18 protein-coding genes and 1 riboswitch are annotated in these 18,819 nt (G+C 73.3%); of the genes, 10 read left to right on the top strand and 8 right to left on the bottom strand.

Going from position 1 to position 18,819, the window contains the following annotated elements:
• Window positions 1-47 precede the first annotated feature (47 nt).
• Window positions 48-527: a YbjN domain-containing protein gene (locus AB0C01_RS04640; protein ID WP_357247345.1), complete on the bottom strand. Its 480-nt coding sequence runs from the start codon at window positions 525-527 to the stop codon at window positions 48-50.
• Window positions 528-640: 113 nt separating this feature from the next.
• On the opposite strand from AB0C01_RS04640, the gene AB0C01_RS04635 reads away from it, so the two are divergent.
• Window positions 641-3,097 (top strand): DNA translocase FtsK, encoded by a 2,457-nt coding sequence (locus AB0C01_RS04635; RefSeq protein WP_357570221.1) that lies wholly within the window; start codon window positions 641-643, stop codon window positions 3,095-3,097.
• Window positions 3,098-3,171: 74 nt separating this feature from the next.
• On the opposite strand, the gene AB0C01_RS04630 is transcribed toward AB0C01_RS04635, so the two are convergent.
• Window positions 3,172-3,414 carry a hypothetical protein gene (locus tag AB0C01_RS04630; protein WP_357247351.1) on the bottom strand — a complete coding sequence of 81 codons (243 nt, stop codon included), beginning with the start codon at window positions 3,412-3,414 and terminating at the stop codon, window positions 3,172-3,174.
• A gap of 82 nt (window positions 3,415-3,496) precedes the next feature.
• The gene (locus AB0C01_RS04625; protein WP_357247354.1) at window positions 3,497-3,811 is read right to left on the bottom strand and encodes an SMR family transporter; all 315 of its coding nucleotides are present in this window, start codon (window positions 3,809-3,811) and stop codon (window positions 3,497-3,499) included.
• Between the two features lie 61 nt (window positions 3,812-3,872).
• A riboswitch (guanidine-III (ykkC-III) riboswitch) is annotated at window positions 3,873-3,937 on the bottom strand.
• Window positions 3,938-4,056: 119 nt separating this feature from the next.
• On the opposite strand from AB0C01_RS04625, the gene AB0C01_RS04620 reads away from it, so the two are divergent.
• From AB0C01_RS04620 to AB0C01_RS04590, 7 genes are all read left to right on the top strand, one after another.
• Window positions 4,057-4,980, top strand: a complete 924-nt coding sequence (locus AB0C01_RS04620) for an ornithine cyclodeaminase family protein (protein ID WP_357247357.1) — start codon at window positions 4,057-4,059, stop codon at window positions 4,978-4,980.
• Window positions 4,981-5,084: 104 nt separating this feature from the next.
• Complete coding sequence (gene rimO / locus AB0C01_RS04615; protein WP_357570220.1) at window positions 5,085-6,593, top strand: 30S ribosomal protein S12 methylthiotransferase RimO; 1,509 nt, start codon at window positions 5,085-5,087, stop codon at window positions 6,591-6,593.
• Between the two features lie 65 nt (window positions 6,594-6,658).
• Window positions 6,659-7,249, top strand: coding sequence for a CDP-diacylglycerol--glycerol-3-phosphate 3-phosphatidyltransferase (gene pgsA, locus AB0C01_RS04610; RefSeq protein WP_357247364.1), 591 nt, complete (start codon window positions 6,659-6,661; stop codon window positions 7,247-7,249).
• Between the two features lie 155 nt (window positions 7,250-7,404).
• On the top strand, window positions 7,405-7,965 hold the full coding sequence (locus AB0C01_RS04605) for a CinA family protein (protein WP_357247367.1): 561 nt from the start codon (window positions 7,405-7,407) through the stop codon (window positions 7,963-7,965).
• Between the two features lie 201 nt (window positions 7,966-8,166).
• Entirely contained in the window at window positions 8,167-8,607 is a 441-nt protein-coding gene (locus AB0C01_RS04600; protein ID WP_357570219.1) for a helix-turn-helix transcriptional regulator, read from the top strand.
• Between the two features lie 202 nt (window positions 8,608-8,809).
• Window positions 8,810-9,670, top strand: coding sequence for a PspA/IM30 family protein (locus tag AB0C01_RS04595; protein ID WP_357247373.1), 861 nt, complete (start codon window positions 8,810-8,812; stop codon window positions 9,668-9,670).
• Between the two features lie 23 nt (window positions 9,671-9,693).
• Window positions 9,694-10,479: a hypothetical protein gene (locus tag AB0C01_RS04590; RefSeq protein WP_357247376.1), complete on the top strand. Its 786-nt coding sequence runs from the start codon at window positions 9,694-9,696 to the stop codon at window positions 10,477-10,479.
• Window positions 10,480-10,506: 27 nt separating this feature from the next.
• Here the strand turns inward: AB0C01_RS04590 and AB0C01_RS04585 are convergent, their stop codons facing one another.
• Window positions 10,507-14,124, bottom strand: coding sequence for a hypothetical protein (locus tag AB0C01_RS04585; RefSeq protein ID WP_357570218.1), 3,618 nt, complete (start codon window positions 14,122-14,124; stop codon window positions 10,507-10,509).
• A 164-nt stretch (window positions 14,125-14,288) separates the two neighbouring features.
• Window positions 14,289-15,098 carry a DNA-formamidopyrimidine glycosylase family protein gene (locus AB0C01_RS04580; protein ID WP_357570217.1) on the bottom strand — a complete coding sequence of 270 codons (810 nt, stop codon included), beginning with the start codon at window positions 15,096-15,098 and terminating at the stop codon, window positions 14,289-14,291.
• 109 nt (window positions 15,099-15,207) lie between these two features.
• Here AB0C01_RS04580 and AB0C01_RS04575 point away from each other — a divergent pair, with 109 nt between their 5' ends.
• A complete protein-coding gene (locus AB0C01_RS04575; RefSeq protein WP_357247385.1) occupies window positions 15,208-16,455 on the top strand; it encodes a hypothetical protein in 1,248 nt (415 codons plus the stop codon).
• 25 nt (window positions 16,456-16,480) lie between these two features.
• On the opposite strand, the gene AB0C01_RS04570 is transcribed toward AB0C01_RS04575, so the two are convergent.
• Genes AB0C01_RS04570 through AB0C01_RS04560 form a run of 3 tightly spaced genes read right to left on the bottom strand, consistent with a single transcriptional unit; the run spans window position 16,481 to window position 18,053 of the window.
• Complete coding sequence (locus AB0C01_RS04570) at window positions 16,481-16,723, bottom strand: CPCC family cysteine-rich protein (RefSeq protein ID WP_110566168.1); 243 nt, start codon at window positions 16,721-16,723, stop codon at window positions 16,481-16,483.
• 25 nt (window positions 16,724-16,748) lie between these two features.
• Window positions 16,749-17,549, bottom strand: a complete 801-nt coding sequence (locus tag AB0C01_RS04565; RefSeq protein WP_357570216.1) for an SAM-dependent chlorinase/fluorinase — start codon at window positions 17,547-17,549, stop codon at window positions 16,749-16,751.
• 9 nt (window positions 17,550-17,558) lie between these two features.
• Window positions 17,559-18,053, bottom strand: a complete 495-nt coding sequence (locus tag AB0C01_RS04560) for a GNAT family N-acetyltransferase (protein ID WP_357247391.1) — start codon at window positions 18,051-18,053, stop codon at window positions 17,559-17,561.
• A gap of 146 nt (window positions 18,054-18,199) precedes the next feature.
• Between AB0C01_RS04560 and AB0C01_RS04555 the strand changes: the two genes are divergently transcribed.
• Window positions 18,200-18,814, top strand: coding sequence for a hypothetical protein (locus tag AB0C01_RS04555; RefSeq protein WP_357247394.1), 615 nt, complete (start codon window positions 18,200-18,202; stop codon window positions 18,812-18,814).
• The last annotated feature ends 5 nt before the right edge of the window (window positions 18,815-18,819 follow it).

Here is an 18,819-nt window from a genome sequence, read left to right as displayed (position 1 = left end):
CCCGTCCGCCCGGTCGGTGCGACTGCCGGTGAACTCGTCCCGGCCGGTCACGACGGCACCGCGCCGGGCAGTCGACGGACCGCCACGGCGAGCTGGCAGCCGGTGGAGATGCCACAGTCGAGCAGTTGGTCGAGTTGGTGCGGGGTCACCCCGCGTTCCAGGTCGGTGACCACCTCGCCGTAGACCCGGGCCCGACCGTCGTCGTCGACGTGCACGAACGCCTTGGGCCACAGCCGGTCGTGGTTCCACGAGTTGCAGAAGGCGTACAGGGCGGGCACCTGCTCGATTCCGAAGGTGGGGGTGACCATCGTGCGGACCTGGAGCAGCTCGCCGTCCCCGCCGAGGCGCAGGAACCAGATCATGTTGTCGTCGAAGCGACCCACCAACTCGCCGCCCTCGGTCAGGCCGACGGACCGGCCACGGGCGGCGAGCACCGCGGCGACCAGTTCGCCGCTCAGCGGGCGTAGCGCGCCCGGGTGCCCGGCCAGCGGATCGTCCGGATCGCCCTCGAATTCCGGCGACGCCATGGGGCATCCCTTCTGAGGCGGATATCACGACCGGCGGCGGGGTTCGTGTTTCGACGCGCGGACACGACCCGGAAAAGCGGGGATCTGCCCGGCCCCACCGTTACCGTGACTCTATGGCGGGCCGTACCTCTCAGGCGAGCCGGCGGCGCGGCGCGTCGCCGCGCGGTGGCACCAACAGTCGTGCCCGCCAACCAGCGAAGAAGACCCGCGCGCCGGTCCGGCGTCGTACGGTGCCGGCCCGGCCCGGCGCGGCTGTCTACGTGGGCCGCGCGGTGGGCGCACTGTGGATGGGCGTGGCGCACGGGATGGGCTGGGCGGTGCGGGCCGCCGGTCGACAGGCCGCCTCCGCCCGCGACCTCGACCCGGAGCACCGCCGCGACGGCGCCGGGCTGCTGCTGTTCGGGTTCGCCCTGCTCACCGCCGTGGCGCTCTGGCTCTCCGGAGCAGGTCCGGTGGGTGCCCGACTGGCCGACACGATCCGGTTGTTCCTGGGCGCGATCTCGGTGGTCGTACCGGTGCTGTTGATGATCGGGGCCTGGCGGTTGATGCGCCAGCCGGCCGATCCGGAACACCGGGGCCGCGGGTTGATCGGCTGGACCTCGCTGCTCGTCTCGACCGCCGCGCTGCTGCACATCGGTCAGGCCCCGGCCAACCCACTACAACGGGACTTCGCGGGCGGGTTGGTCGGCGCGGGCATCGGCGGGCTGCTGGAGCGCGCGGTCACCGCCTGGGTGGCGGTGCCGCTGCTGATCCTGCTGCTGCTCTTCGGTCTGCTCGTGGTGACGGCGACACCGATCAACAAGATTCCGGAGCGGCTGGGCCTGCTGGCCGGCGGGCTGGTCGCCGCGCCGGAGGCCGCCGAGGAAGCCGACGAGCCGGCCGCCCAGCGGGCGCGGAAGCGGCCGGCGAAGCGGACGCCTCCACCGGTGGACCCGGACGACTTCGAGGACCTGGACGGTGTGGACCTCCAGGAGACCGTGGTGCTGCCGCGCAAGTCTCCGGCGAAGGTGCCGGCGAGCCGCCGGCCGCCGGTCGAGCCACCGGAGCACTCGCCCGCGCCGACGCGGGCCGAGCAGCTCGCGTTGACCGGGCTGGCCGGGGACTACAGGCTGCCGCCGGCCAACATGCTCAGCGCCGGCGCCGCCGCGAAGACCCGCAGCAAGGCCAACGACGAGGTGATCGCCGCGCTGACCGGGGTGTTCGACCAGTTCGACGTGGACGCGGCGGTCACCGGCTTCACCCGCGGCCCGACCGTCACCCGCTACGAGGTGGAGCTGGGGCACGGCGTCAAGGTCGAGCGGATCACCCAGCTCTCCCGCAACATCGCGTACGCGGTGAAGTCGCCGGACGTCCGGATCCTCAGCCCGATCCCGGGCAAGAGCGCGGTCGGCGTGGAGATCCCGAACACCGACCCGGAGAACGTCGCCCTCGGTGACGTGCTGCGCTCACGGGCGGCGACGAGCGACCACCATCCGATGGTGGTGGCGCTCGGCAAGGACATCGAGGGTGGCTACGTGGTGGCCAACCTCGCGAAGATGCCGCACATTCTGATCGCCGGGGCCACCGGTGCCGGAAAGTCGAGCTGCCTCAACACCCTGCTGGTGTCCGTCCTCACCCGGGCCACTCCGGACGAGGTGCGGCTGCTGCTGATCGACCCGAAGCGGGTCGAGATGACCGGCTACGAGGGCATCCCGCACCTGGTCACCCCGATCGTGACAAATGCCAAGAAGGCGGCCGACTCGCTGGACTGGGTGGTCCGCGAGATGGACATGCGCTACGACGACCTCGCCGCCAACGGTGTCCGCCACATCGACGACTTCAACCGCAAGGTCCGCAACGGCGAGATCAAGGCCCCGCCGGGCAGCGAACGGGAGATGCGCCCGTACCCGTACCTGTTGGTGATCGTGGACGAGTTGGCCGACCTGATGATGGTCGCGCCGCGCGACGTGGAGGACTCCGTCGTCCGGATCACCCAGCTGGCGCGCGCGGCCGGCATCCACCTGGTCCTGGCCACCCAACGGCCCTCGGTCGACGTGGTGACCGGTCTGATCAAGGCGAACGTGCCGTCCCGGCTGGCGTTCGCCACCTCCTCGCTCGCGGACTCCCGGGTCATCCTCGACCAGCCGGGCGCGGAGAAGCTGCTCGGCCGCGGTGACGGCCTCTTCCTGCCGATGGGCGCCTCCAAGCCGGTCCGCATCCAGGGCGCCTGGGTCACCGAGCGGGAGATCGCCGACGTCGTGAAGTTCTGCAAGGACCAGCGCGAGCCGGAGTTCCGCAAGGACGTGCTGGCCCCCGCGCAGGAGAACAAGAAGAAGATCGACGAGGACATCGGCGACGATCTCGACCTGCTGGTGCAGGCGGTGGAGCTGGTGGTGACCTCGCAGTTCGGCTCGACCTCGATGCTGCAACGCAAGCTTCGTGTCGGTTTCGCCAAGGCGGGTCGCCTGATGGACCTGATGGAGACCCGGGGAGTGGTCGGGCCGTCGGAGGGGTCGAAGGCGCGCGACGTGCTGGTCAAGCCGGACGAGCTGGAGGACGTCCTGGTCGGCCTGCGCGGCGACGTGGACTGACCGACGAGGACGACCGACCCCGCAAACACGACGGGCCCGCCGGCAGCCGGCGGGCCCGTGACTCGGGGGAGTTTTCAGTTGAGCAACGCGGCGGCGATGGCGGTGCCGATGATCGCGCCGACGAGGCTGGCCGCCGCGGCGTACCAGCCCAGTGGCTTGTCACCGAGCACCGCGCCGACGATGCCCGCGACGATGCCGAGCACGCCGAAGACGATCGGGGGAAGCAGCAGGGCGAGAACCGCGAAGACGAAGCCCACGATGGTGAGGATCCGGGCAGCGTTGGCGCGGGGGCGTGCGTTGCTGGGCAGGTCGGCCATGTCTTCCTCCGGGTGAGAGCCTGTCGTGACGGCACGATCACTACCCACTGTGGGCGGTGGTCACGCCTGCCGAGGTGACTGCTCAGTGGAAGATCTTCAGGCCGATCACGCCGGCGACCACCAGCAGCAGGCACAGGATCCGGGGCAGGCTCGCCGACTCGCCGAGCGCCAGCATCCCGACCAGCGCGGTGCCGACCGCGCCGATGCCGACCCAGACCGCGTAACCGGTACCGACCGGGATCTCGCGCAGCGCGTACGCCAGGCCGGCCATGCTCAGGACCAGCGTCACCGCGAACACCACGGACGGGACCAGCCGGCTGAAGCCGGCGCTGCGGTCCAGGGCGACCGCCCAGGCCGTCTCCAGCAGTCCGGAGATCACCAACACCAGCCAGGCCATCGTTCACCTCACGCGAGAGTGCCCGGGCCGCCGGGGGCCGGGACGAGTCGGGTCTGCACGTCGCGGGGCGTCTTGGCCTGACCGGGTACGCCCACCACTCGTCCGGGGTGGCCGCGGGCCACCGAAGCCGACGCTAGCACCGGTCGGCGGCCGGGGCGGATGGATGGGGTTGGGCACCGATGACGCAGTGACTCCCGCCACCCAGTCTTGACCTGCACTTGACTCTAACTTGCAGGATGTCCACCATGACGCTGATCTATGCCGACTCCGAGGTCGCCGCCGCACTGGACGCCGCCACCACGGTCGACGCCATGCGGGCCGCCCTTCTGGCCGCGTACGAGGGACGCCTCGTGGCCCCGCCCCGGGCCGCCGCCCCGCTGGGCGGTGGGCGGCTGGTGCTCACCGCGGGGCACCTGGTCGGCGAGTGGTACGGCTTTCGCTCCTACGACACCTTCGGCCACCCGCAGGGCGAGCAGCTGGTGGTGCTGCACGACGCGGGCACCGGGGCGATCCGGGCGGTGGCGGTGGGCGAGGAGCTGGGGTCCCGTCGTACCGGAGGGTTGGGTGCCCTGGCGGTCGACGCCCTGGCCCGTCCGGACGCGGCCACCCTCGGCGTGATCGGCTCCGGCCGGCAGGCGTGGACCCAGGTCTGGGCCGCCGCCGCGGTCCGCCCGCTGCGCGAGGTGGTGGTGCACAGCCGCTCCGCGGCCCGGCGGGACGCCCTCGCCGCGCGGGTCCGCGCCGAGCTGGGCGTGCCCGCCCGAACGGTGGCCGACCCGGGCTCGGCCGTCGCCGGGCGGGACATCGTGGTGCTCGCGACGACCAGCCCGACCCCGGTGTTGCGTGCCGCCGACCTCAGCCCCGGCACGCACGTCAACGCGGTCGGCTTCAAGCAGCGGGACCGCAGCGAGTTCGGCACCGACCTGCTGGACGTCGCCGACCTGCTGGTCACCGACTCGCCAGCCCAGGCGGCGGACTACCAGCCGCCGATGCTCGCGGCCACGCCCCCGTACGCCGGGCGGTTGCGCGACCTGGGCGGCATCCTGGCCGGCGCGGTCCCCGGCCGGACCACCGCGGACCAGATCTCGGTCTTCTGCTCCACCGGCCTGGCCGGCACCGAGGTCTTTCTGCTCGATGCGTTGACCCGCATCGGCGCCGTGGCGCGCTGAGCGCCGGCGTGGGACCGGGTGACCGATTCGGTGCCGAGCCGTGCGTCCGGCCGTCGCCGCAGCCCCGTGTGCGAGGGCTTCCCCGGACGGCCCGGTACCCTCGGATGGTGTCTGCCACCTCTCCTGCCCCCTCTGACAACGCCGAGGGCCGTCGCGTAGCCCTGCTCACCCTGGGCTGCGCCCGTAACGAGGTCGACTCGGAGGAGCTGGCCGCACGGCTGCACGCCGACGGCTGGCAGGTGACCACCGACGGCGAGGGCGCCGACGTGGTCGTCGTCAACACCTGCGGCTTCGTGGAGAAGGCCAAGCAGGATTCCATCCAGACCCTGCTCGCCGCCGCCGGGACCGGCGCCAAGGTGGTCGCGGCGGGCTGCATGGCCGAGCGGTACGGCCGGGAGCTGGCCGACAGCCTGCCCGAGGCGCAGGCGGTGCTGAGCTTCGACGACTACCCGGACATCGCCGCCCGGCTGAACGCGGTCGTCGCCGGTGAGCAGATCACCGCGCACACCCCCCGGGACCGGCGTGAGCTGCTGCCGCTGACCCCGGTGAAGCGGCGCGACAGTGCCGTGTCGCTGCCCGGTCACGGCACCGTGAGCCGCACGGCCGTCGACACCGACGAGCACACCCCCGCGCACCTGCGGCAGATCCTGCGCCGTCGACTGGACACCGGCCCGGTGGCCTCGCTGAAGCTGGCCAGTGGCTGCGACCGGCGCTGCGCGTTCTGTGCCATTCCCGCCTTCCGGGGGGCGTTCGTCTCGCGTACGCCCGACGAGTTGCTCGCCGAGGCGGAGTGGTTGGCCAAGACCGGCGTACGGGAGCTGGTGCTGGTCAGCGAGAACTCCACGTCGTACGGCAAGGACCTCGGTGACCCCCGCGCGCTGGAGAAGCTGCTGCCGCAGCTCGCCGCGGTGACCGGCATCGTCCGGGTGCGGGCGAGCTACCTCCAGCCGGCGGAGACCCGTCCCGGGCTGGTCGAGGCGATCGCCAACACCCCGGGCGTGGCCGCGTACTTCGACCTGTCGTTCCAGCACTCGAGTGAGCCGGTGCTGCGCCGGATGCGGCGTTTCGGTTCCACCGACCGTTTCCTGGAGCTGCTCGCGGGTGCCCGGGCGTTGGCCCCGGACGCGGGCGCCCGGAGCAACTTCATCGTCGGTTTCCCCGGCGAGACCCGCGCCGATGTCGACGAGCTGGTCCGGTTCCTGACCGAGGCCCGGCTGGACGCGATCGGGATGTTCGACTACAGCGACGAGGACGGCACCGAGGCCGCCGGCCTGCCCGGCAAGGTCTCCGCCGCGACGATCAAGCGGCGCTACGACCGGCTGAGCGCGCTCGCCGACGAGTTGTGCTCACAGCGGGCCGAGGACCGGCTCGGCTCGACCGTCGAGGTGCTCGTCGACTCGATCTCGGACGGTGTGGTGGAGGGTCGGGCGGCGCATCAGGCGCCGGAGGTGGACGGTTCCACCACCCTGGTCGCCCCGGTCGAGGGCGGGGTCGACCTCGCCGCGCTGCGACCGGGTGACCTGGTACGCGCGACGGTGACCGGCACCGAAGGGGTGGACCTGCTGGCGGTGCCGGATGAGATGATCTCGGCGGCGCCCGGCGCGGCACGGTGACGGTGGGCCCAGGCGGAGCGGGGGAGCCCAGTGGTGCGGTGCCGGAAACGCCACGGAGCGCGGCGGTGACGGGGGCGGCGGAGTCGACGCCGGCCCGGGTGGTCGCCGTGGTGCCCGTCGTCAACGCGGCCAACGCGCTGACCGCCCTGCGACTCGCGCTGGTGCCGGTCTTCGCCGCCTCGGTGGTCATGTCCGGGATGACCCACTCCGGCTGGCGGATGGCAGCCTGTCTGATCTTCGCGGTGGCGTCGGCGACGGATCTCGTGGATGGCTGGATCGCCCGCCGGTTCGGTCTTGTCACGTCGGTCGGCAAGGTGGCCGACCCGATCGCGGACAAGGCGCTCACGGGTGCCGCCCTGGTGTTGCTGTCCTGGTACGACAGGTTGCCCTGGTGGGTGACCACGCTGATCCTCGTCCGCGAGTTGGGCATCACGGGGCTGCGGTTCTGGGTGATCCGGCACGGCGTGATCGCGGCCAGCCGAGGCGGCAAGGTCAAGACCGCGCTGCAGATCCTGGCCATCGCCTGGTACCTCTGGCCGATGCCCGCCGCCCTCGCCGCCGTCGGTCCGTGGATCATGGCCGCCGCCGTCCTGGTCACGGTGGCGACCGGCTTCGACTACATAGCCCAAGCCCTCCGCCTCCGCCGCCCCCGCTGACCCCCACCCCCGGCGAGTTATCCCGGTGATCATGAGGTTGTCGGCGTCCGGGGCGGCGTGTCGCGACGCTAACCTCATGATCGACGCGATCGGGCCGGCAGGGTTGGGGGTCGGTGGGCGGGGAAGGGTGTGGGTGTGGCGGGGAGGGCGGGTTGATGCGGCGGGACACGGGTCGTGAACGGCCGGCGGACGGTGCGGCGGACGACGCCGAGGTGGGCAGTGCGGCAGCCGGAGTCGTGCACCGACTGGCCCAGCGGCACGAGACCCTGGCCACCGTCGAATCACTCACCGGTGGGCTGCTGGCCGCCTCGATCGTGGAGATCGCCGGAGTCAGCGGGATCTACCGGGGTGGCCTTGTGGTCTACGCCACCGAGTTGAAGGGCACCCTGGCCGGCGTCCCCACCGACCTGCTGTCCGAGCGGGGGCCGGTGGACCCGGACGTGGCGGCGGCGCTCGCCGCGGGCGGCCGCGAGCGCTGCGGCGCGGACTGGGGAGTGGCCACCACCGGCGTCGCCGGCCCCGAACCGCAGGACGGCAAGCCCGTCGGCCTGGTCTACGTCGCGGTCGCCGGACCGAACGGCGCCGAGGTCCGACAGCTCGACCTGGACGGCGGGCGGGACCACGTCCGCTCCGCGGCGGTGGTCGAGGCGCTGCGGCTGCTCGCCGAGCAGATCCACGCCGCCGACACCGCGGATGCCCCGCTGCCCGCGAGTTGACCGGGGAGCATCCGGGGCAGGTGGCGACGGTCGGTGCCACCCGACGTGAGGCCGTCTCGACGAACCGGCGGGCGGGGCGGGATGTCGGCGGGGCTCGCAACGGGTACGGTTGCGGGAAGGCTCCGACGTTCGGGGTCGGCGCGGTCCGCCGCGGCCGGCCGCCCAGCGCCGGGCGCGAGGTATCCCTCAGGGGGAGGTGCGATGATCCTGCTACGCCGGGTGATCGGTGACGCACTGCGGGCGCGCCGGCAGGGGCAGCAGCGCACGCTGCGTGAGGTCTCCACCGCCGCCAACGTCAGCCTCGGCTACCTCTCCGAGATTGAGCGGGGGCACAAGGAGCCGTCCAGCGAACTGCTCGCCGCGATCTGTGACGCCCTCGGTGCCCGTCTGTCCGAGCTTCTCCGCGAGGTGAGCGACACCGTGGCGCTCGCCGAGCAGATGCCCGAGGTGCTCGTCTCGATGCAGGACGAGCCGGCCGACGCCGGGGCTGTGTCCAAGAGCACCAGCCGGAGCGTCCGGCAGGTCACCTCGGATGGCAAGGTCTCCGTCTCCGTCCGCCAGGACTCGCCGCTCAAGGCCACGCTGCGCAGCGCGCGCGTCCGCCCGACCGAGCGCGACCGGGACGTGGTCTGCGCCGCCTGAGCCGGTCGCTCGGTTGACCGTGGGAGGGCTGGCTCCGGCCGCGTAGGGTGGCCCACAGGAGCTGCCGGTGCGGTCGACCGACCGGTACGGATGCCTCACTGGCATCCGGCTGGAACGATGGAGATCGGCCGGTGGCGGCCAGTCGGTCCATCCGGCCCGGCCGGCCGTGGTGGAGCGACGCTACTGAGGGGATACGGCGGAGATGGCGAACCCGTTCGTCAAGGGTTGGAACTACCTGATGGCGCTCTTCGGTTCAAAGATCGACGAGCATGCCGATCCGAAGGTGCAGATCCAGCAGGCCATCGAGGATGCCCAGCGGCAGCACCAGGCGCTGGTGCAGCAGGCTGCCGCGGTGATCGGCAACCAGCGTCAGCTGGAGATGAAGCTGTCCCGGCAGATGTCCGAGGTCGAGCGGTTGCAGGGCAACGCCCGGCAGGCCCTGGTGCTGTCCGACCAGGCCCGGGCCAAGGGTGACGAGGCCGAGGCCACGCGGTTCGAGCAGTCGGCGCAGACCCTGGCCACCCAGCTGGTCTCCGCCGAACAGGCCACCGAAGACCTCAAGACCCTGCACGACCAGGCGCTGGGTGCCGCCGCCCAGGCCCGCCGTGCGGTCGAGAACAACTCGATGATCCTCCAGCAGAAGCTCGCCGAGCGCACCAAGCTGCTCAGCCAACTGGAGCAGGCCAAGATGCAGGAGTCGGTGGCCCGCTCGCTGGAGTCGATGTCGTCGCTGACCGCGCCCACCAACACCCCGTCCCTGGACGAGGTGCGCGACCGCATCGAGCGGCGGTACGCCAACGCGATGGGCCGCGCCGAGCTGGCCGGCAACTCCGTCGAGGGCCGGATGCTGGAGATCCAGAAGGCGACTATCGACTCGGCCGGTTCGGCCCGGCTGGAGCAGATCCGGTCCAGCATGGCGGGGGAGCAACTCGGCGGCGCGGCGCAACGGCCGGCCGAGAAGGCTGGCCCGGCCACCGACCCGACGGCCGCTGCCCGACTCGACGAGTTGCGTGCCAGCATGGCCCGCGAACGGGGCACCGGCGACCCGACCGCCGCCGGCTGAACGACCGGACCGAGGGGGTCAGGGTGGCAGACGAGCGCACACGGTACTTCCGCAGACTGGGTCGGCTCCGCCGGTCCGCCCGACGGTGGAGCGTCCTGGCCGGTGGGCTCGGGGGTGCGGCCGCGGTGCTCACCCCGTACGCCGGCCTTGGTCTGCCCGACGCGGCCTGGGCCGGCGCCGCGGGCAGTGCGGTGGCGCTCGCCGCCTGGCGCTGGATCGACGTGCGCGCCCTCGCCGCCCAGCCCGCACCGCCCGCGCTCGACCCCGCGGAGGCGGCGGCCCGGTCGCGGGCCCGCCTCATCGCCGCCGTCGAGCGGCTGCCGGTCGGCCCGGGGGTGCTTGCCGAGGTCCGCCGGGTCCGCTCCCGGATCGCCCTGCGCGGCACCAGCGCGGGCGAGCAGTGGGCCCGACTGGACCGTGCGGCGCTCACCCTGGCCGGCATGGCCCCCCGGCTCACCGGGCTGGCCGAGCCGGCGGTGCTGGAGGCCGCCGCCGCCGACCGTTCGCTGCGCGACCTGGCCGCACGCGTGGCCAGCGTCGAACGTGCGCTGCGGCTGGCGCCGGCCGACGCCCGTCCGCCGCTGGCCGAGGCACACGCCATGCTGACCGCCCAGTTGGAGGGTGGGGTCGCGGCCTACGAACGGCTGGTGGTCGCCGCTGCCGGTTACCTGGCCGAGGACGCCCGACCGGAGCCCACCCACCCGGCCGCCGACCGGCTCACCGAGGCGACCGACCTGCTGCACGGGGTGGCCGGGGCGCTGGCCGAGCTGCGCACCGTCGGCACTCCGTCGCGCGCGCCGACCCGCTGAGCGACCCGTACCGCGCCCACCGGCCGGTCACGGCGGCGTCGTTACCCGGACCGGGACGGTGTACGGCGAGCTGCCCACGACGTTGAACGACCGGATCCGGTAGTGGTAGGTGAGGCCCCGGGCCAGTCCCGTGTTGCTGAAGCCGCGACCGGTCACCGTGAAGGTGGCCACCTCCCGGTCGAACGTCGGGTCCAGCGCCCGCTGCACGATGAACCCGGACCCCGGGCCGGCGGGGGTGCTCGCCGCCCAGGCCAGGACCACCGTCGCGGTGTCCGGTCCGGGTGCGCTCGCCGTGGCGCTCACCCCGTTCGGGGTGCCCGGCGCGGGCGGGGAGGTCACCGCGGCGATCGTCGACCAGGCCGAGGCGGCACCCAGATAGGTGGTCCGCACCCGGTAGTAGTACGTCGTGTCCGGTGCGATCGCGACATCCAGGTGATTGTCGCCGGCACCGATCGCCGTGGTGCCCGGCCCGCTGGTGAATGTCGGGTTGGTGGCCCGCTGCACGTCGATGCCGGTGGCGAACGAGCGGTTCACCCAGCGCAGGGCCACCCGTAGCGGCGCGGCGGGCGGCAGTGCCGCGACCAGGCCACTCGGCGCGGCCAGGTGCACCGAGGCCGGCACCCCGTTGGACCAGGACGAGTAGCTGACCGCGTTCTCCGCCCGGATCCGGTAGTGGTAGGTCACCCCGGGAGTGACGGACGCGTCCGTGTACCGGGTGGCGGCCGCCGCGACGGTGATCGTGGTGATCTCGCCGTCGAAGGTCGCGTCGGTGGCCCGGTGCAGCAGGTGACTGGTGGCCGGTGGCCGGCCGCCGTTGCTGGTCCAGGCGAGCGCGATCGCGGGTAGCGCGGTGGCCGAGCCGGGCACCGGCGTGGCGGTCAGCCCGGTCGGTGCCTTCGGCGTCACCCGGAGCACAAGTGGCCGCGTCATCCCACCGTCGCGGTGGCCGGCGAGTTGGCTGTGCCAGCGGTATTCCCAGCCCAGGTTGACCAGGTGGTTGACCACGGTGGCGGGTCGCCCGTCCGCCGGGCTGACCGGGGTCGACCCGGTCCGTGCGCCGGCCGGGCGGCACGGGTCGAGCAGCCGGACGCTGTCGCCCAGCTTGAACGGCAACGTCGGGGCGACCGGGCGCAGCGCCACCACCACGTCCTCCCGGGGGTTGACCCGGACGATCTGCTTCCAGCCCAACTCGGTGCCGTGGGGGAGCCGCAGCGTGCCGTCCCAACCGACCCGGTTGACCACCTGCACGTCGCAGCCGCCGACGTGCAGCGGTTCGGTCTGCCGGACGTTGCCGCTGATCCGCCAGATCTGGGTGCCGTCGTTGGTGGTGCCCAGCGGCACGGCGGGGTCGGTGGCGAAGAGCACCTCGGTGACCGGGTCGGTCGGCCCGAGGGGCAGGGTCGTCGGGTTGAGCGGCCCGGCGTGCGGGTGTCCGACGCCGAGTCGGCCGACCACCCGGCCGTGGTCGGGCTCGAAGACCTGCTGTACGGCCTTGACCGCGATGGGCAGCGTCACCGGGTCCGCGCCGGCCGTCGGTGTGATCGTCACCGAGGTGGCGTGCACCGGCACCGTCGTCGTCGACGCGGTCTGGGTGCCGAACGCCGGGTCGTACGCCGGCTGCGGCACGATCGGCGGGCGTTGACTGGCCGCGTACGCCACGGGTAGCCGTTCGCGCAGCCGGTCCAGGTCGTACGGCGGCGCCGGAGCCCCCGCGACGCGGAACTGGAGCAGGGTGCGCGTGTTCGGGCCGTACCCCGGTTCGGTGCCGGGCGGCCCACCCTCGGCCGTGCGGTCCGGTGCGTCGGTGTGCTGGTCGTAGCGTGGGTCGAAGCCGGGCAGCGGCGCCGGGGCGTCGTTGTACAGGATCAGCGTGCTGCCCGGCGGCACGGTGGAGAAGTCGACGAGCACGTCGGCCCGCTCACCCGGCGCGAGCAGCAGGGTGTGCCCGTCGACGTTCAGCACGGTCGGGTCGAGCCGGTCGTAGCGGTAGCCGACCGGCCGGTTCGGCAGCACCACCGGGGCGGGCAGCAGCCCGGCCTCGTTGCCGATCTGGATGAACTCCGGCCCGGCGGCGCGCGGATCCGGCACACCGCCGTCGCGCCCGTCGGTCGGCCAACCCGTCGGTCGGTCCGCCGCCCGCACCGCGGGCACCATCGGCACCTCCCCGGCTTCGGCGTCGGCGAGCGCACCGTCGGCCGTCCACATCGGCGCGTCGGAGCAGGCCCGGTAGAGCTGGAGGTTGAGGCTGCGGTCCAGGCAGGCGTTGAGGATCCGGAACCGGTACGCGCGCGGCGCCACCTCCAGGTACGGGTAGGCGGCGCCGTTGACGAGCGGGGTGTCGCCGTACGCCTCGGGCACCGCGGACAGGTGCGGCACGCCGGGGCGCAACGGCGGTTCGTCAGGTGCGTCGACCGGGTCGTGGTGCGGGTTGGCGACGCAGCCGTCGGCGCGGGCGTGGTCCGGGGCGGGATCACGCGACCAGGGGCCGTAGTCCCACCGGCCGGTGGGGTTGCGTCCGCCGGAGCGGTACGGGTTCTGCCGTGGCTGGTAGATGTGCGGGTGCCAGAGGCTGCCCCGGGCGCCCCAGCGTTCCCGGTCCCAGGTCGGGTCCTCGGCGGCGAGTTGGGCGTCGTCCGGCACGAACGTCTTGTCCTCGATCACCAGCGGCAGTTGGTCGGCCGGCAGCACGGCGTCGGCGACGAGTTGCTCCTCGGCCGGGTCGGTGAGCAGGTAGAGCGCGAGTTGTCCGCCGTAGACGGTGAGCCGGGCCAGGCCGAGGGTGTTGTCGTGCCACCACAGCAGCCGGCCGCTCTGTTCGTTCGGGTAGTAGAGGGTGGTGGCCCCGGCACCCGGCGGTGGCATGTCCGGCACGTGGGTCACGCCCACCCCGTTCGGGTACGGGGTGATCTCCCCGGCCGGAGTGATCCACTGCCCCGGATTGCCGGCGCTGTTCCAGCCGGTCTGCGCGCCGGCCAGGTGCAGCACCGCGCGGTTCTGCGGGAACGGGGCGGGTCCGTCCAGCGGGCCGATCCCGGCCCCCTCGATGGTGTCGTCGACCGGCAGGAACAGCTCACCGGCCCGGCCGGTCGGAAGGTGGTTGATGAACTTCACCCGGACCGGGCGGCCCCGCCGGGCGAGGACCATCGGGCCGAGGTGCCAGGGCCGCTCCGGAGGTGCCACCGTGTTGTGGCCCGCCGGGTCGGTGCCCAGGTTGAGCTGCCGGTAGCCGCGCAGCCGGGTGGCTGGCAGGTCCCGGTGCAGCCGTTGCGCGTACTCCTGCACGACGATCTCGTAGTAGTCGCAGCCCGGATAGCTGATCGTGTCCGGCGTCGCCACCGGCAGTTGACCGCCGAGGTCGGTGCCGGTGTGCCGGCCCGGTACGGGCAGCGGGTCGACGAACTTGCGCAGCCCGGTCCCGGGCACCACCTGCCCGCCGGTGTCGCGCCTCGGGCGAGGGCTGTGGGCGAAGTTCGGCACCGGACCGAAGCAGCGGGGCACCACGGTCGGGTCCAGGCTCGGCGCGGGGGCGGTCTGCTCGGCGGTACGCGCGGCCGGCACGGACGCCGTCGCGCCGTCGACGGAGCCGTCGGTGTCGCGGGTGGCCCGGACGAAGAAGGTGGAGCGGAGCCTGCGGAACAACGCCATGACTCTCCCCGGGTCGGGGCGCGAGGGTCGCCACCCCGGCGTGGCTGCCTCGCGCTCTGTTGACGATCGGTGAGCACTCAACCGCAGCATGCGACTCAGACGGCCGGATAGGAATTACCCAATCGTCCGTATCTGGGATGGCCTTGGTCGAGGGACGGCCCTGGTCAGTCGGATTCCGGGGCGCCCGGGTGTGCGGGCTGGCAGACCGGGCACCAGTAGGTGACCCTCTCGCCCAGCTCCTCCTTGCGGATCGCGGTGCCGCAGCGGCGGCACGGCTGGGCGCGGCGACCGTACACGTAGGTGGTCTCGCCCCGGCGCAGGGAGCCGGTGCTGCTCTGCGTCCACCGGCCACGGTTGGCGGCGAGCAGCCGCTGCGAGAGGGCCACCAGGCCGGGCAGGTCGGGCACCGCGCCGACCGGTGTCCACGGGGACACACCGCGCAGGAACAGCACCTCGCACTTGTAGAGATTGCCTACCCCGGCCAGGTTGCGCTGGTCCAGCAGCGCCTCGCCGACCGTCTGCTCCGGGTGGCCGCCGAGTCGGCGGACCGCCTCGGCCGGGTCCCAGTCCGGGCCGAGCAGGTCGGGGCCGAGGTGGCCGACCAGGTGGTCCTCCTCGGCGGTCGGCACGAGGGTCAGCTCGTGCAGGTGATAGCCGACCGCGACGGCGCCGGGGCTGCGCAGCACCACCCGGATCAGGTGGGCGGGCCGGCCGGTCCAGCGTTCCCCCGGGGCGTACGCCCGCCAGGCGCCGTCCATCCGCAGGTGCGAGTGCAGGGTCCAGTGCGCCTCGTTCGGGGCGCTGAGGCGCAGCAGCAGGTGCTTGCCCCGGCTGGCCGACTCGCGGACGGTCCAACCGGTGAGATCGGTGGTGGCGAGCTGGGGAACCCGGAAGTCACTGTCGGTGATCCGCGCGCCGGCGAGCGCGCGATGCAGCACACGCGCGGTGTTCCAGACGGTGTCGCCTTCGGGCACCCTGTCATCCTCCCTCATTTGAGCAGAATTCGCATGTGTCGCTATTTGTACACAGGTTCCTCATGATCTCCCGACATGCGAGGGTCAAGGAGTTCTGAGGAGAATGCCTATGTCCAGGCTGCATTGTCGTACTCGGTCCCTCGCCCTCGTCGTCCCCCTCACCCTCGCCCTCACCGCCACCCTCCTACCCGCCACCAGCCAGGTTCCCGCCGCCGGAAGCCCGCTCACCTTCACCGCCGCCGCACCTGGCGGCGAACTGTGGAACGCCGACCTGTCCGTCGTCGACCGGGACGACGTCAACGTCCGGCGCACCGCCGCCGGGCTGCGCCTGCGCGAAGCCCGGCCCGCCGGACGCAGCCCGCGCAGCGCTGTCGCCGAGGGGATGCTGCTGAGCGCTCCCCGGACCCTCAAGCGGCCGGCCACCCGGGTCCGCGCCCAGGTCAGTGCCCAGACACCGGCGGGCGCCACCGTCGAGGCCCAGGTCCGAGGTTGGCGGGCCAGTGGCTGGACCGAGTGGCGGACCGCCACCGCCGGCGCCGTCTTCGACAGCCCGGTGAGCCGGGTGCAGAGCAGGGTCGTGCTCACCGCCACCGCCGGTGGCGCCACCGCGACGGTACGCGGCGTCCAGCTCACCGCCGACACGACCGCCGCCGTCTCCGCGACCACGCCGGGCATCACCTACCGGGTGTTCGCCACCCGGATCGGCCTGGTCGGCGAGCAGACCGCCAACGGTCGCACCGTGCAGCCCCGGGACCACTTCGTGGCGCTACCGTCGCGGCGCAGCCTGGCCCCGCTCAACTCCGGCGACTACACCGTCCGGGTCTGCACCACCAGCGGCTCCCGCTGCGAGTACGCCCCGGTCTGGGACGTCGGGCCGTGGAACACCCGCGACGACTACTGGAACCCGTCGGCGGTGCGGGAGAACTGGAAGGACCTGGGGCAGGGTCGGCCCGAGGCGCAGGCGGCCTACCAGTCCGGCTACAACGGCGGTCGGGACCAGTTCGGTCGGACCGTGCTCAACCCTGCCGCCATCGACCTGGCCGACGGCACCTTCTGGGACGGCCTCCAGTTGACCACCAACGCCTGGGTGGACGTCGCCTACCTGTGGACCGGTGGTGGGCCGCGCGGCGTGGTCGGTGACGGGCCGCTCAACATCCGCAGCGGGGCCACCACCTCGTCTCCGGCGCGTGGCCTCGCCGCCCGGTTCGCCACCGTGCCGATCGAGTGCTACGTGACCGGACAGTCGGTGGCGGGGCCCTACCGCACCACCACCCGGTGGAACCGGCTGGCCACCGGCCAGTACGTCAGCCACGCCTACATCTCGGTCGTCTACGGAGGTGCTGTGCCGGTCTGCTGACCCGTGCTTGCCCGACGGGCGTCGATCAGGGGCGCTCGTCGGGGCGGGCCGGGCGCACCATGTCCTGGTAGCGCGGGTGGCTGGCACCGTAGACGGCGTAGTTGAGTCGAGCGTGCGAGAGGCTCAGGTCACCGTTGGGGCCGCCGCGGACCGCGTCGGCGTCGGCGTCGGTCTGGCCGTCGTCGGTCCAGAAGCAGACCGGGCAGGTCCCCCCACCGGTCCGGGATGCACAGCAGGGACAGCCCACGGGAACCACTTGTTCACCCACCGGGGCAGCATTCCACAGTCGAATATCAGCGGGAAACCCGCAGGACGTCACCCGGGGCAACCCGGAGGAGGTCCACCGCCCGCCCACGGTTCACCGCGACCGCGACCAGTTCGGCCGAGTCGACGTACACCACCAGGCCATTCGCCGGGGCATCCCCGAACGTCCGTCCCCGGACGGCCGGTCGGGCCGGCTCCGCGCCGGGCGGCCCGACCCGCAGGGTGGCCGGAAGTCCGTCGAGCAGGTGCGCCGGAGCGACCAACTGGACATTTCCGAAATGGTCCACTGTTCGCACCTCGGCGGTGAAGCCCTCGTCGTCGGAGGTCAGCGTCGGCGTCGGCAGCCGGACCAGGCCCGCCGGGTCGACCGGCGGCCCCGCCTCGGCCAGGGGCGCGCCGAGCGCCAGCCGGGCCGCCACGGGCGCGAAGACGTCGCGCCCGTGGAACGTGCCGGACACCCGATCGGCCAGCCAACTCGGCTCGATCAGCCGCACCGCGGCGGTCACCCCGCCGAGAGCGGCGGCGGCGTCCGGCAGCAGCCCGTTGTCCGGACCGACCAGCAGCCCACCCGGGGTGGCCAACGCGACGCCCCGTCGGGCGGTACCCACCCCCGGGTCGACCACCGCCACGTGCACACCCACGGGCAGGTGCGGCACCGTCTGCGCCAGGACCGCGGCGCCCCGTCGTACGTCCGCCGGTGGCACCAGGTGGGTCACGTCGATGACCCGGACGGCCGGCGCGAGCCGGGCGATCACCCCGTGGCAGGCGGCCACGAAGCCGTCGGTGAGGCCGTAGTCGGTGGTCAGCGAGATCCAGGGCGTTGCGGACATGCCCGCAGGCTAACCCCCGGCGGCGGTACGCCGTTCCAGGACCAGCTCGTCGTGCAGGGGTATGCCGTCCTCGCCCACCAGCGGGATCTCCGGCTTGAGCTGACGGGCGCGGTCCACCGCTCCCCGGTCGACGTGGACCAGCCGCATGCCGCGCCGCTGGTAGAACCGCAATGCCCGCAGGTTGTCGTTCGAGGTGATCAGCCACACCCGGGCCAGCCCGGTCTCGGCCGCGATCGACGTCGCCGCCGACAGCAGGGCCGTGCCGACGCCCCGGCCGGGCACGGCCGCGACGAGGGTGACCACCTCCAGGGCGTCCTCGTCGACGCGGTAGGTCAGCGCGCCGAGCACCGCCGCGCCGTCGACAGCCACAAGCGTCGGCAGGGTACGCACGTCGTGCCGGGTGTCGTGGGCGACCACGTACGGGCCACCCCACTCGCGCTCGTGCAGCGCGTCGATGGCGGCCCGCTCGGCAGGTCGCGCCGTTCGCACCTCGAACCCTTCCATGTTCCGCCTCCGCCCGTCGTCGCGTCCGCTCGTCGGCCCCGGAGCGTACCGGCCGACGGGTGGCCGACGTGGGTGGCGGATATGGGACAGCGCGGTGGCCGACCGGCCACTCCCGCGCTGTGGTGGTGCCGGGGGAGACTGCCCTGGTGACACATCGGAGCCTGCCTGCCGTCGCGGTGCTGCTGGTGGCCGTCGCCCTCACCGCCGGCTGCGGCGGCGACGACGCCGACCCGTCGAGCGCGCCCCCCACCGCCTCGCCCGCCTCGCCCGCGTCGCCCGGCTCGTCCGACCTGGGTTCGACGGCAGCCGTTCCGTCGAGCGCGCCGACGTCCTCGTTGGCCCCGTCCCGCACCGGCGGCGCGCCACCCCCGCCGACCCCACCCTCCGTTGCCCCGCAGGGGCCGACGCAGCGCCGGCCGGCCAGTCCACCGCCGGTGGTGCTGCCCAAACGCCCGGACGGAGCGCCCGGAGCGAAGCAGATCGTCGAAGCGTTCCGGGCCGCCGGCCTGCCGGTGCCGCGCCCGTTGGACCGCTCGGTCGACTGTGGACCGGACGGGCTCGGCCTGGGTTGTTCCGAGCTGATCGCCACCGACACCGTCACCGTGTACGTCTTCCCGGACGAGACCAGCGCCGGCGACATCGCGGAGACCTGGGGCGGCCAGTCGTACCGGCGTGGCGCGGTGGTGCTCAACTACCTCGAGGCGAAGACGCCGGTGGGCGAGCGCCCGCGCTACGAGAAGGTGCTCAACGGCCTGCGCTGAGCACC

This window comes from Micromonospora sp. NPDC048905, assembly GCF_040649655.1.
In the GTDB taxonomy this organism is placed as follows: Bacteria; Actinomycetota; Actinomycetes; order Mycobacteriales; family Micromonosporaceae; genus Micromonospora.
The sequence above is the reverse complement of the archived record's forward strand: the minus strand, read 5'-3'. Positions and strand labels throughout refer to the sequence as shown.